The 13,998-nt window shown below is 47.9% G+C and carries 10 protein-coding genes and 1 pseudogene; 5 read left to right on the top strand and 6 right to left on the bottom strand.

Features of this window, described 5'->3' with window-relative positions:
* Positions 1-43: 43 nt before the first annotated feature.
* Positions 44-988: a helix-turn-helix transcriptional regulator gene (locus EAV92_RS19200; protein WP_123042586.1), complete on the top strand. Its 945-nt coding sequence runs from the start codon at positions 44-46 to the stop codon at positions 986-988.
* A 120-nt stretch (positions 989-1,108) separates the two neighbouring features.
* Here EAV92_RS19200 and EAV92_RS19195 read toward each other — a convergent pair whose 3' ends face one another.
* Positions 1,109-1,516 carry a VOC family protein gene (locus EAV92_RS19195; RefSeq protein ID WP_123042585.1) on the bottom strand — a complete coding sequence of 136 codons (408 nt, stop codon included), beginning with the start codon at positions 1,514-1,516 and terminating at the stop codon, positions 1,109-1,111.
* 769 nt (positions 1,517-2,285) lie between these two features.
* Between EAV92_RS19195 and EAV92_RS19190 the strand changes: the two genes are divergently transcribed.
* Positions 2,286-4,844 (top strand): winged helix-turn-helix domain-containing protein, encoded by a 2,559-nt coding sequence (locus tag EAV92_RS19190; protein WP_123042584.1) that lies wholly within the window; start codon positions 2,286-2,288, stop codon positions 4,842-4,844.
* 82 nt (positions 4,845-4,926) lie between these two features.
* On the opposite strand, the pseudogene EAV92_RS19185 reads toward EAV92_RS19190, so the two are convergent.
* Positions 4,927-5,727: pseudogene (locus EAV92_RS19185) on the bottom strand (IS3 family transposase); the annotation flags it as partial.
* On the bottom strand, positions 5,682-6,077 hold the full coding sequence (locus EAV92_RS25265; protein WP_123039224.1) for a helix-turn-helix domain-containing protein: 396 nt from the start codon (positions 6,075-6,077) through the stop codon (positions 5,682-5,684). The pseudogene EAV92_RS19185 and the gene EAV92_RS25265, both read right to left, overlap by 46 nt.
* Before the next feature lie 196 nt (positions 6,078-6,273).
* Between EAV92_RS25265 and EAV92_RS19175 the strand changes: the two genes are divergently transcribed.
* Both EAV92_RS19175 and EAV92_RS19170 read left to right on the top strand, forming a co-directional pair.
* Entirely contained in the window at positions 6,274-6,456 is a 183-nt protein-coding gene (locus EAV92_RS19175; RefSeq protein ID WP_123042583.1) for a hypothetical protein, read from the top strand.
* Between the two features lie 87 nt (positions 6,457-6,543).
* Positions 6,544-9,966, top strand: coding sequence for an S-layer homology domain-containing protein (locus tag EAV92_RS19170; protein WP_164472857.1), 3,423 nt, complete (start codon positions 6,544-6,546; stop codon positions 9,964-9,966).
* Positions 9,967-10,188: 222 nt separating this feature from the next.
* On the opposite strand, the gene EAV92_RS19165 is transcribed toward EAV92_RS19170, so the two are convergent.
* Entirely contained in the window at positions 10,189-11,052 is an 864-nt protein-coding gene (locus EAV92_RS19165; protein ID WP_241158319.1) for a helix-turn-helix transcriptional regulator, read from the bottom strand.
* A gap of 238 nt (positions 11,053-11,290) precedes the next feature.
* Here EAV92_RS19165 and EAV92_RS19160 point away from each other — a divergent pair, with 238 nt between their 5' ends.
* Positions 11,291-12,091 carry an SDR family NAD(P)-dependent oxidoreductase gene (locus tag EAV92_RS19160; protein WP_123042580.1) on the top strand — a complete coding sequence of 267 codons (801 nt, stop codon included), beginning with the start codon at positions 11,291-11,293 and terminating at the stop codon, positions 12,089-12,091.
* A 447-nt stretch (positions 12,092-12,538) separates the two neighbouring features.
* On the opposite strand, the gene EAV92_RS19150 is transcribed toward EAV92_RS19160, so the two are convergent.
* Together EAV92_RS19150 and EAV92_RS19145 are read right to left on the bottom strand one after the other, a co-directional pair.
* Positions 12,539-13,078, bottom strand: a complete 540-nt coding sequence (locus EAV92_RS19150) for a PadR family transcriptional regulator (RefSeq protein ID WP_123042579.1) — start codon at positions 13,076-13,078, stop codon at positions 12,539-12,541.
* On the bottom strand, positions 13,075-13,917 hold the full coding sequence (locus tag EAV92_RS19145) for a sialate O-acetylesterase (RefSeq protein ID WP_123042578.1): 843 nt from the start codon (positions 13,915-13,917) through the stop codon (positions 13,075-13,077). The genes EAV92_RS19150 and EAV92_RS19145 overlap by 4 nt, the downstream gene beginning before the upstream one ends.
* Between the last annotated feature and the right edge of the window lie 81 nt (positions 13,918-13,998).

The raw sequence follows: 13,998 nt of genomic DNA, 5'->3' as shown, positions 1-13,998 counted from the left end.
CATGTCATCAACACATCTAATTAGGATAAAGAAGGTAGTCGGAATGCCCAAATCCAAAAGATTGATGGAACTGATGATGACCGTTAACCGGAAGCGGCGGTTCAAGGTTCAGGAGCTTGCCGACGAATTCGGCGTTTCCAAGCGTACAATTCTAAGGGATTTACAGGAGCTTAGCGAGCTGGGGGTGCCGCTCTACTCGGAAGTTGGTCCGCATGGCGGGTATCAGGTCATCAGGGAGCGGGTGCTGCCTCCGATCGCATTTACGGAGGGAGAGGCGGTGGCGATGTTCTTTGCGGTGCATGCCCTGCGCCATTACTCCTCGTTGCCGTTCGAAGCGGAATCCGCCTCGGCGCTGAGCAAGTTCTACCTCCATATGCCCGGGGACGTCCGGGACCGGATCGACGGCATGAAGAACCGGGTCGACTTCATTACCCCGACAAGGCGGGGCGATGCCCCTTGCTTGGCCATTCTTCTTGACGCTGCCGTACATCGGAAGGTGCTCGTCGTCGAATACGAGTCGAAGGGAGAGGAGGCGGGCAGCCGCCGTATTCAGCCGGTTTGCATTTACGCGAGCAACGGCTTTTGGTATTGTACGGCCTACTGCTTCCTGCGCCAGGGTTTCCGCGTGTTCAGGTGCGACCGGATTCGCGAGGCGGCTTACGACGCATCCGGCACGGAGCCGCTCGATCTAGGCGACGTAAGTCTTAGCCGGCGTGCGTCCGCTAAGCCGAGGGAACCTATACGCCTCCGGGCGGAACTCAGTCGTGCCGGCGTCCAACGTTGCGAATCCGAATTGTGGCTAGCCCCCTTGCTGGACGTGCGCGAAGACGGAAGCGGCGCGATCGATAATGACGTGTCGCGCGGCGATATCCCTTTTTACACGGAGTTCTTCATCGGACTAGGAAACGAAGCGGAGCTGAAGGAGCCTGCAGAATTGAAGGATTCGATCCGGCGGAGGCTCTCCGAGATGTTGGCCCGATACCAATGAACGGTTCGCCGCGCTGAGCCCTATCCCAGCGAAAAACTGACACCTGTGGATGAAGTGTCAGTTCGCATAGAAACTACTTTTTTAACAAAGATTAATTTTTTTATTCCACTCCGCGCTCCTTTATCTCCGAGTAAAGATTTGGAACGTAACGCCGAACTTATCCGTTACCATACCGTAAGCCAAACTAAAGTGGGTTTTTTGCAGAGACGTGATGACTTGGCCTCCGTGTTGCAAGGCATCGAACAATCGAGTCGAATTTTCGACATCAGGTGCCGTGATGCAGATTTGAACTTGATTGCCCCTCTGATTGGGTTGCCCTTGGAATGTATCCGCAACGTACAGCTCTGTCTCCCCGACTAATAACACGGCGTGCGATAAACGTTCTTTGGTTTCTTCCGGTACGGTTTCCGTCCCCTCGCCGAAGGTTTGTTTAAAGATAACTTTGGCATCCAATGATTTTTCATAAAAGCCGATAGCCTCTTTTGCGTTTCCGTCCAGCATGATGTAGGGAGTCAATTGCAACGCCATCATTAGCAGCTCCTTAAATTTAAATTTTAAAACTTGTGCCCCCTCTAGCTAGGTTTAGCTGGGACTGGTTCCAATTGTAATTGCTAATAGTGACAGGTATTGTCGTGAATATACATTTTCGCCGTTATGACCGTTAAGGAGAACCGTATCATAAATAACGGCGAATAGAAGGGGGGATGGAACGGTGTGTTGAATCAAAATAAGCAAGAAGGGTCATGCTCTGTTAAAACAACGCATACCTTGTGGTCTACTCTATAAGGATGAGAAATGCAATCGATCCTATTTTGCGGAAATTCACTTTCCTGGTTTAAGTAATCCATAATAAGCGAACAGGATGCTACAATAATGCGTATTACGATATTCCGCCAAATACCTGCACTAACGCTGCCTTGGGAGAATGCATAGATTTCTACGACGATCGTCGGGACATGAAAAAAAATAAACACTGAGGTAATAATGCGTAAACTTCTGGCGACTGTGATCGTCCTGATAGCCAGACTTAATTCGCAAGTGCCGAGCAAATAGCAAACAAGATAGGCAGATGAGATGATTTCAACTCCAACTACAATCGGTATCATGCTGGGTGCAATGATAAGTACGATTCCTGTAGCAAAGTGGCAAATGCATGGATGAGGGATAATTGATAGGTTCTATTCGGCCCGGGCATTGAATGAAGCGCCGGATGAAATTTCAAAGGATATATCCTGATATCATGAGAATCAATATAATGAAGAAAGGATGTGCTAAGCTAGAATCGAGGTAAAGAATCATGATCCTAAGTACCAAACTTCATGTTCCGCAAAAGCGGCCCGATAGACTGATCGAGCGAGCGGCGGTTACGAAGGTTTTGAATGAAGGACTGAAGAGCAAACTAACAACCATAACGGCACCGGGAGGATACGGCAAGACAACAGCCTTGAGCCAATGGCTGCAGCAGACCGATATCCCATTTGTTTGGGTTTCCCTCGATGCGCAGGATAATGATCTGACTCAGTTTTGGACTTATGCGATTGCTGCTGTAAGCGGCAGGCATCCCCATTTTGACGAGGCGGTAAGCCCGTCTTTATCTTTACTTAAATCGGGAGCCTTTGAGCCATTCCTCACAGTCATGATTCATGAGCTTAACCGTTGTTCAGATGAACTGGTCATCGTTTTTGACGATTTTCATTCGATTGATCTTTCACCCATTCACGCATCGGTGGCGTATCTTCTCGCGCATATGCCCGCTCATATTCACCTCTATATTACTAGCCGTGCTGATATGCCCTTCCCTACGGCTAGACTGCAGGCGACCTTCCAACTGGTGAAAATCACGTTAGAAGATTTGCGGTTTCAACAGGAAGAGGGAGTCCGTTACTTTCAGGATTGTATGGGATTACTGCTCACGGAACAGGAGATCGCGAGGCTGGTCAGCCGTACGGAGGGTTGGATCAGTGGACTGCATCTAGCTGCGCTTTCGTTGCAAAGAAGCGGGAATTATTCTGAGTTTATCCTTGCTTTCAGCGGGGAACACCGCAGTATTTCCGATTACTTGTTTCAGGAGGCTTTCACGCATCTGTCCGACGAGCTGCAGTTTTTCCTCTTGCAGACGTCGATCTTGGATAGAATGAGCGGACCGTTGTGCGAAGCGGTTACCGGACAGGCCGAAAGTCAGGCGCATTTAGAAACATTAGAGCATCAAAACTTGTTCATCATCCCACTGGATGAACGGCGGGTATGGTATCGCTATCATCATCTGTTCTCCGACTTTCTGCGAAGGCTCTTTCGTCAGAGATATGCGGCAGCTTCGAAGCCCTTCCATGTCAAGGCCGCCAATTGGCTGGAGGAGCACGGGTTTATGGCAGAAGCGGTAGAGCAATTGCTTATGCAAGGAGATCCTGTTGAAACGAGCTCCTTCATCGAGAAGTATTTACGGGACCTTCATGTCAAGAGAGGGCTCGAGCGAACGCCATGGAGCGCTGAGACCCGCGCATGGGATTCACGGGTGCTGCGCACGCTGCCGGAATCTTGTTTGGCTGGAAAGCCGGGCATTCAATATCTATATGTCAAAGTGTTGTTGGAAACGGGCGAATTGAAGGCCGCGGAATCCCGGCTTCGTCTCATCGAGGAGCAGTTGTCTGCGCCAGATTGGAAATCCTATACGGGATCGGTGCTTTATTTGACTGCGGCTGTTTCCTCTTATCAGAAAAACATTCAGCGAGCGAATGAGTATTTTGAACGGTTCGATCGGTATATGCCGGAAGGCAGTCATATTCAGATGATGGAAGCGAATTCATACTCGCTCACTTTCGAGACATTCCTGACCTTTTTCCGTGATTTGCACGTAGCGGATTGGTATCTCCTAAAATGGATCAAGACATGGGAAGACAGGGAGAACTACCCGTTTGTCGGCTATTTTTACAATTCGTACAGTCTTCTCTTGTATGAATGGAACCGTTTGGATGAGGCTGAGATTTATGCGGAGAGGGTACTGCAGTCCAAGTGTATGCAGCCCTATGCCCTCATTGTGGTAAATGCATCGATCATCGCTGCGCAGATCCGTCTGGCAAAGGGAGAGCCGGCCAAAGCGTTCGAGACGCTGGAGCACGTGAAACCGAAAATTGATTCGGTGGATAAAAGTCTATTTATGAGAAAAATAGAGATGGAACAAGTGTATTTGTCGCTTGTGAGCGAGTCTTTCGATGAGAGCCGGCTGCAAACCTGCGGCATCCGATCTACCGATTCGATCCTGCTGGGTTCGGTAAGGGAGTACCAGCGCTTGGCCAGGGCGCTCATGACGTGCGGAAAGGTCGACGAAGCGCTGCAGCTGCTTGAACGATTGTATCGCCTTGTTGATGAGCATGATCGGCTTTGGGACAAAGTCAAGGTGTCCGTTCTGCAAAGCATGGCCTTGGTTCACAAGGGAGATAAGAAGAGCGCTTTGTCCAAATTGGAAATGGCGCTTGAATTGGCGGAGCCGGGCAAGTTCATTCGCACCTTTGTAGATGAGGGGACAGAGATGGCTGTATTGCTGCGAGAATATATCCAGCATAGGCAGCACCATTTCAACCGCAACTCCTCGGAGGTATCTTTACACTACGTTAGAGAATTACTTCAATTAATGAATGACAATAGGAATGATACTTCAAGCCCGGGGGGCCTTATTACGAAACAGGAATTAAACATTTTACGGATGATTGGCATGGGATTGTCGAATAAACAGATCGCCGAACAGCTCCAAATCACGGCTGAAACGGTAAAAAGCCATTTGAAAAACATATATAGAAAGCTGGATGTGAATAATAGAGAAAAGGCTCTGAAGCATGCGGAAGATTTAAAATGGTTATAGTAAGCTGCAATTTTATCCCCCATTTTTACTGCGCTTCCCTCCCCTGGTCAAGACCCCTTTTAGCGGACACTAAAGAAAAAGCCTACCCGACAAGCTGGCGCCGGTATTGAACCGGAGTCAGCTTGTTCAATTTTCTTTGCGGTCGACAATGATTGTAAAAGTGGATGTACTCATCAATTCGCCTTTGTGCTTCTTCAAAGGTTCGAATATCATAGGGGTAGAGCCCTTCCGCTTTCAAATGCGAGAAGAAGCTCTCCATGGAGGCATTGTCATAACAATTGCCTCGGCGAGACATGCTGATTTGGGCGCCAACCTTTGGCAGCATGTCGTGGTACTTGTAGGACGTGTACTGGGTTCCCTGATCGCTGTGAACGATCAGACCGGTCACGTCCTTCTCCGTTTCGAATGCCTTTGCGAATGTCTGCAATACAAGTTCCGTGTCATTACTCTCACTTATATGGTGAGCGACGATTTCGTTCTGGCATAAGTCTTTTATGGCGGAGAGGTACAGCCAGGAATCTCCAACTCGATACTGCGTAATATCGGTGACCCATTTTTGGTTCGGTGCATCTGCCCGGAATTGGCGATCTAAGATGTTTCTTGCTACTCGGTCGCCTATGTTCCAAGTCCGGCTGTACGGACGGTACTTGCGGCGAATTTTGGAGCGAAGTCCCATCCCTTGCATTAACCGCAGTACTTTCTTGTGATTGATCCAGATACCGTGATCCTGGTGCAGGAAAAGCTGAACTTGCCGGTAGCCGTAAATCCCTTTGTATCGCTCAAAGGTGGCACGAACTAACTGCTTTGCTGCTTTATCCTTATCCACATCCATCCGCTTTACATATGCGTAGTATCCGCTTCGGGAAACGCCGACTTCTTTACAGAGCTCTGCGACGCTAAAGCTTTCACGGAGCTCGTAGACGAGCCTATACTTCTCTGGTACACCTCCGCCTTCGTAATGGCCAACCACTTTTTTAGGACGGCATTCTCCATCTCCAAACGCCGTACATAGCGATCTTCATCGACATACTCTTTCCGTTTCCCACGGTGATCCATAAGCCCGTACTCGCCCATCTGCTTGTAGCGTCTCATCCATACTTTTAGTCGAGTAATATCCTCGATTCCGAGTACCTCTGCCACTTTCTGTTTTGTCATTCCTTGAAGTCGCATTTCAATTGCTTTCTTCTTCGTTTCGAAGCTATACGTAACAAATTTTTGCCCCTTCTTCGCCATGACGAAAAGCACCCCCTATAGTTTTCATCGGTTTAACACCAGGGTGTTTTTCCAATGTCCACTATAAGGGGTGCACTTCACCCCGACGGGGGATTTTTTTTTATTTGCGAGTGTCTTAAGATAATTCCCGAAAAGAAAAATTCGACAATAGAAGCGAAAAATATCGTGATTTGCTATTGAAGGGAGGCCTTCTAGAGTGGAGAAAATGGTTCTAAGCAAAATGTTGATAGGAAAAGAACTATCGGAGAATGTCTACAATCACAGAGGTCAATTGTTGATGAAATCGGGAACGTTGCTCACGGATAGTAAAATCGATTTATTGAAAAAAAATGAAATCCTTGAGGTTTCCATTGCGGATGAAGTAGTTGAAGCGGAATAGTTGAGATAATCGATTCGGCGAAAAGTGAGCAAGCAAACATTCGCTTATCTATTCATTAAAATGATGGAACATGAAGGAGATCGAGAAATGATTGTGATGGGTAAAAAAGCAACTGCGTATATCTTGGCAATGTTGATGGTGATCGGTACAATTTCCGTTAATTTCTCGGCAAAAGCATATGCGACGGCACCCCCGGTTCATGAAATCACGGCAAGCGGAGCGTTTTCCTTTTCCCAACAAGGAAAATTTAATCGTCCAAATTCAGTGACTGCAGACGTATATGGAAATGTTTATGTGGCCGATTCAGGAAACAATCGAATCCAGAAATTTGATTCTAGCGGTAATTACGTGACGCAATGGGGAAGTTATGGTTCCGCGAATGGTCAGTTCAATAATCCGACTGGAATAGCGGTAGACACTGCCGGTAACGTGTATGTGGCGGATTCAGGAAACAATCGAATCCAGAAATTTGATTCAGATGGTACCTACGTGACGAAATGGGGGAGATCAGGCGATGGGTATGGTGAGTTCGATGAACTTGCTGGAATTGCGGTTGATACGGACGGCAACGTGTATGCGGTGGATCCAGGAAACTCTCGAATCCAGAAATTCAAATTCAACCCGGTTACCTCTACCTACGTCTTTGACATGCTATGGGGTGGTTATGGCAGCGGAAATGGCCAGTTTATTTCTCCCAATGTAATTGCGGTAGACGCAGCTGGCAGCGTGTATGTGGTGGATTATGAGCCGGTTATGGGCACCTTCCGAATCCAGAAGTTCAATTTCAACGCATTGAACTCTACCTACGACTCCGTGACGCAATGGGGGGGGCTTGAAAATACTAGTGGAATAGCGTTAGATACTGCCGGCAACGTTTATGTGGTGGATCGAGTAAACGCGCGAATCCGGAAACTTAATTCAAGCGGTACCTCAGTGACGCAATGGGGGAGTATGGGTTCCGAAGACGGCCAATTTAGTTTTCCCAGTGGAATTACGGTAGACGCAAATGGCAGCGTGTATGTGGTGGATACGGGTAACAATCGAATCCAGAAATTCAATTCAAGCGGTACCTACTTGATGCAATGGGGGAGCTATGGCGTCACTTCCATAAGTCCATCAAGTATAGCCGTTAGTAATAGTGGTAACGTATATGCAGAGGATCTGGGCAATAGTCGAATCCTGAAATTTGATTCCAACGGTACATACCTCGCGCAATGGGGGAGTTCCGGCAACGGGGATGGCCAGTTCTTTTATTATGGCGGTAAAATTGCTTCGGACGCAGCCGGTAATGTGTTCGTAGTGGATTATGGCAACAATCGTGTCCAAAAATTTGATTCCAACGGTACCTACTTGACGAAATGGGGAAGTATGGGTTCCGAGAATGGTAAGTTCAATAATCCCACTGGAATAGCAGTAGACACGGCCGGCAACGTGTATGTGGTGGATACGGGTAACAACCGAATCCAGAAATTTGATTCAAGCGGTACCTACTTGACGCAATGGGGAAGTATGGGTTCCGAGAATGGTAAGTTCAATAATCCCACTGGAATAGCAGTAGACACGGATGGCAACGTGTATGTGGTGGATACGGGTGCGTTGGATACGGGTGTGTTGGATACGGTTAACTATCGAATCCAGAAATTTGATTCAAGCGGTACCTACTTGACGCAATGGGGGAGTTATGGCGGCGATAGTGGCCAATTCGATGATCCTCAAGGAATTGCTGTAGACGCATTCGGTAATGTATATGTGGCGGATACAAACAACAGCCGAATCCAAAAGTTTGATTCGAGCGGTAATTATCTCACGCAATGGGGTTCTGGATACGGGATCGATAATCCTCCTAAAGGGGTTTCGGTAGATAAAGATGGGATCATCTATGTGGCAGGAACCAGAACTAAGATATTCAGTCCCAACAATAATACGAATGTAAAGAAATTAACTCTCTCGGTTGGTCTCTCATCCGTTTCGTTGAACCCGTCCTTTACAACTGAAACAACATCTTATACGGCAACCGTCGCTTCTAACGTTGCCGTCATGACGATCACACCAGTGTTGGAAGATCCTCTGGCAACTGTGAGTATCAATGCTCCGTCGGGTACAGTGACATCTTCAGTATACAATGGCGTCACTTCTTATGACGTGCCTTTGAATGGTGGGGAAAATACGATCACACTGACGGTAACGGCATATGATCGCATTACAACGAAAAACTATACAGTTTCAGTGACGCGTTTGCCAGCGTTAACCTCAACAATCGGGACGGTAAGCGCAGGCGGAACAGCGAATGAAACGATTACGAACATTCCCTATGGGACAACACTAGCCAATTTCAAGGCAGCGATCACGCCGACCGCGAATGCAACGTTTGAAGTGTACGATGCGGATGGAACGACCGTAGCTACAACACTGGCAACAGGCAAGAAGGTCATTGTAACTGCGCAGGACGGAACTACGAAGGTCACGTATACCGTGACGGTGAATGCGCCACCCTCGAGCACAACAACACCAACAACACCAATCGACTTCCCGGTTATTTCAACAGATGGGACATTAACGCTTCCCGCAGGCAAAAAAGGCGAAGTGAGTTTGGAAGATGCGGTAACAATCTCGATTCCCGCCAATGCTACGAACAAAGAACTGAAATTAACGATAGACAAAGTGCTGGATACGCAAAATCTTCTCAAGGATAAAGAAACACTAGCTAGCCCGATCTTCGAGATTCTGAAAAACTTCCCGGAAAACTTCAGCAATCCGGTAACGTTGACCTTCACTTTCGACCCAACAAGCTTGAAGGGCAATCAAAAGCCAGTCGTATTCTATTATGACGAAGAGAAGAGGGAATGGGTGAAAGTTGGCGGCGAGGTAAAAGGCAATAAAATTACCGTCGATGTCAATCACTTTACGAAGTATGCGGTAATGGCTGTAGACCAAGCGGACAAGCCAACAACAGAAGATCCGGCGGCAAATGTTGCATTCAGCGATATATCCGGACACTGGGCGGAGGCTAACATCAAGCAAGCGATAAGCAATGGAATGGTCAGCGGTTATCCCGACGGCACGTTCAAGCCGAATCATACCGTAACGCGTGCGGAATTTGCGGTAATGCTGATGAATGCACTGGGGCAGCAAGGAGATGGAGCATCGCTGACGTTCACCGATAAGGCGAAGATCGGCGCCTGGGCGCAGAAAGCAGTTGCACAAGCGGTGAAGGCCGGTATCATCAACGGCTACGAGGATGGCTCTTTCCGCCCGAATGCCGTAATTACCCGATCGGAAATGGCAGTGATGATCACTAAAGCTTTGGGCCAATCGACAGAAGCGACATCGGTAACGGGCTTCGCTGACGACAAAGACATTCCGGCATGGGCGAAAGGCGCAGTGGCGGCCATGAAAGAGCTTGGTCTTGTCGAAGGCAAAGGTTCAAACGCTTATGCTCCCGGCGATCAAACGACAAGAGCAGAGGCGGTTACGGTTCTGTTGAAAATGCTGGCGTACAAGGACAAGTAAATAAATCTCTTACAAGGCTGCTTTGAAGTCAAATTCAAGGCAGCCTTGTTTATTAAGAAGCCTGTGACCCTCAAATCGATCACACCTTTCAAGATTCAGGGCCCCTGTTATCCCAAAAGGCAACTTTTAATTATAGGCGCAAGTACCGGCGCGACAAGGTCATGATTTTGGCCTTCCAAGCACAAATCACAGCACGTCTAATCTATTAACGGGAGTAACCGTCTATGGGAGCCGATTGTCCTGCTCCAGTAAACGCAATAATCTCTCCTCCGTGCCAGAACCGGGAACCGGAACAAAGAAACACCAGTGCAGTCCAGGGTCGTTATCAATGACAGCCGCCGAATGGAGCACGAACTCCATCTCCTGTGCGTCAGGAAGACGAAATAATGCGGTGGCTTGGCGCTTTTGCTTGACTTCATATAGCTCCCAGAAATGCACGAATTCCTCGCTTTCCCGTCTCAAGCGTTCGAACCGTTCCAAATACAACGGGTTGTTCTTGTAAAGGTCGAAGCTTGCCCGCAGAACCGCTACGGAGTAACGGGCAAAGCCTTCCCAATTCACCAGTCTTATGCGGTAATCCGGCTTTAAAAACATAATGTCCATCATATTCCGTTCGTTGTCCGGCAGACTGCCGAAATCGGCTACGATCAGTTCTGCCGCCCGATTCCAGGCGATAACATCCGTACCTTCGTCCGTGATAAAAGAAGGATAATGCAGCTGATCTACGATTTTCTGCAAAACTCCCGCATCCGGCCCTCCGTTATTCGGCACTGTAACGACACTCGCCGCGTCTACATTGGCCAGATCGAACAGATGCTTCTGTTCATCTTCGTCAAGCTGAAGCGCTTTGCCGATACTTAGCAGCACTTCCGGCGAAGGATTCACCTCCTTGCCTTGCTCCAGCCAGGTATAGTAAGTCACGCTTATATGGGCAAGATAAGAGACTTCTTCTCTTCGAAGTCCCGGAGTGCGTCTTCGTCCGGGCAGCGGCTGGATCCCCGCCTCTGAAGGCTGCAAGCGTTCTCTGCGCGATTTTATGAACTTGCCCAATGCGGATGAGGAACGATTTGTTTTCAAGCAGCTCACCTCTAATTACTTATATGGAACAATACGTATCGTAATTAACCAAATGGACCCAAAGCACTTCGTACACGATCATTATAATCTCTGTTAAGGTTTCGTATCCACAAAAGAGAACCATAACGAGTACCGATGCTGTTACTCCCATTACTAGTATAGACATGCTGTGGCTAACCCCTCCTACCGATAGTACGATTAAGATAATTTACATCAGAGCAGTGCTATCGATAGGAGGCTTTGTATCTTGAACAAGTATGCATATAGAAACAAGCTGGCTGTAGTCACCGGTGCTTCATCCGGAATCGGGAAAGCGTATGCCAAAGAACTGGCGGCACGAGGCTGTCATGTCGTTCTGGCAGCGCGCTCCAAGGACAAACTGGATGCAATGGCAAGGGAAATCAACCGCCAGTACGGCGTACGGGCTTATGCTCTCGCTTGCGATTTGTCCAAAGCGAATGCCCCGCGTCAACTGGCCGAACAAATATCCGAACTGGGCTTGTCGGTCGATATTCTCATCAACAACGCAGGCGTTGGCACATATGGCCGTTTCGAGGAAATAGACCCGGAGCGCGAGCAAGAAGAGATTATGCTGAACACGGCTGCGTTAGTCGATCTTACGCATCGGTTGCTGCCCGATATGCTGAGGCGAGAGGACGGAGTCATCGTTAACGTGGCTTCTATGGCCGCGTTTATGCCTTGTGCTTATTCTACCGTTTACGGGGCTACCAAAGCATTTGTCTTGTCCTTCTCTGAGGCACTATGGGCGGAAACGCGCGGGCGAGGCGTTCGCGTGCTCGCACTGTGCCCGGGTGCAACCGAGACGGGGTTCTTCGATGCGGTCGGCAGCGAGGAAATGGGGGCGGGCCAAAAGCTCTCGACCCCGGAGAAGGTTGTACAGGCCGGATTTCGTGGGATTGATCAGGGACGCAGCTATATCATCGATGGACGTAACAATTACCTTATGGCTCAAATGATCCGGTTTTTTAGCAGGCGCAGGGTAGCCTTGATCATGGAGCGCATGTCAAAGCCAAAAAGACACGGTTAGCGGGATTATTCGCCAGAACTTATTTTGCTTTCGAATTGGCACGACGAATCGAAGGAACAAGAGTTTCGTCATTTGCATTTCATCCGGGATGGGTAAAATCCAATCTGACCAGTTCAATGCCTCGAAGCTTTTGGCCTTGCTGAACAGCTATCTGCTTTACTATGGTCTGAATTAGGGTCAGCTTCTTTCCGCTTGGTCTTTCAGCCATTGTTCCTTTAGCTGAAGAAAGTAGGCTTCGATCTGATCGAGCAGTGTCGCTCGAAGGTTTCCGGTGTGACGCAGCACGTCAAAGTCCTGCTTTAACTTAAGAAATTCTCATGGTTGCATGGTTATCCTTAGATGACAATCCTCAGATGACATTACCAGAATACAAAAAGGCCCCACAGCCTAAACACTTTTTTCAAAGTGTTCAGTCTATGGGGATCAGTTTATTTAACTTCTTTTTTATTATGCAACAGGCCCCTCTATATCTGCTTTCAATTGTTCAAACCACTCTAAGTTAACCAAATGATGGGAACGGGAATTTTCGTTCATGCGGCGGTAGTAATCGATTGTGCCGGGAAGTTCTTGTGTGTTGGACAGGTATTCATCAAGGAGGGCGATTCGGGTTTTAGTCTGGTCTATTTGCGATTGGATCAGTTTCAGCAATTTGTTTTTGTCGTAATCATCGGCAAAGAGCAACGCCCCATAAAATTGCAGGTTCACATATTCCGATTTGGTGCCGTATTCAACCATTAATTTATCGAATTCAGCCATTCCCGATCCAGTGATTCTAAAGTTCCGAATTTCGCGCCCACTGGTTGAAGGATTCTGCTGAATCTGTTCAATCCAACCTTTTTCTTCAAGTTGCTGCAGATTGTAATAAAACGAGCCTTTCGTGAAGTTTACAATGTATTTGTAATGGCGTTTTTCCATTAAGGCTAGTAGTTCATAGCCGTGAGCGCCGGGGTTTTGGATGAGCAAGCCAAGGATGAGTAAGGGGATCAAGGCTGCATCACCTTCACCATCTGCGCCTCGAATTCCGCGTACGTGATTTTACCCGAAGCTAAATTCATGCTATGAAGGTAAATCTGTTCTGTTTTCGAATAGTCCCGATCAACTTTCAGCGACTGCTCCTCCCCCGGGATGGGTAACATGACATGGCACTTTTTCGAAAAAGCCTCGAAATAGCGGTAGCCGAATTTGCGTTGCGAAACCGCGTCTAAATGAATGCCATCAGGATTCGCGGTCAAATCTGCCGCTGTTACAAAATAACAATTTTGATGTTCGTTGGCGAAGTGCTGCAATTGTTCATTGACCTGTCGATACTCTGTCGCGTGCTGTCCAAAACCGGTCTTCCCAAGGAAATCACCAAGTCCACCAATGATCAACGGTATCTCATCAAGATTCAATTCGTTTCTTAGGGTCTCGATGATAAGGGTAAATTTCTCGTAATACGTTTCATGTAGCGAACGATAACTGTCGCTTTCACCCTGGTGCCAAAGGATTCCGTAGATTTGACTGGACCGCAGGGCGAAGCGGGCTTCGGACAAAGCATGCTGAAAAAGGATGCCTTCCGGATGCCAGTCATTCAAGGAACTGCCACCTTCCGCACAAGGGATCAAACCAATATCTTCATCGGGATTGGCTTTCGACCAGGCATCGGCGAAAGACGCCGCCAGGCTTACACCGGAAATCGGACGGTCATAATTAATCGGCTCTGTCATCATCTGCCACTGTCCATTCCGCAGCATTTTTATTTTTTCATTATAGATAGGATCGACTTCATGCAAAAATCCACGGCCTGCCATATTAGACTGACCCAACATTAAAAATGATTTTATCATTTAATCTTCACCCCTTTACGTCATTACTATGGTCTAATTAGACCAAAAACATTATATAGTCTAATTAGACTAAAATCAATT

The sequence above is a fragment of the Cohnella candidum genome, from assembly GCF_003713065.1.
GTDB classification, from domain to species: domain Bacteria; phylum Bacillota; class Bacilli; order Paenibacillales; family Paenibacillaceae; genus Cohnella; species Cohnella candidum.
The sequence above is the reverse complement of the archived record's forward strand: the minus strand, read 5'-3'. Positions and strand labels throughout refer to the sequence as shown.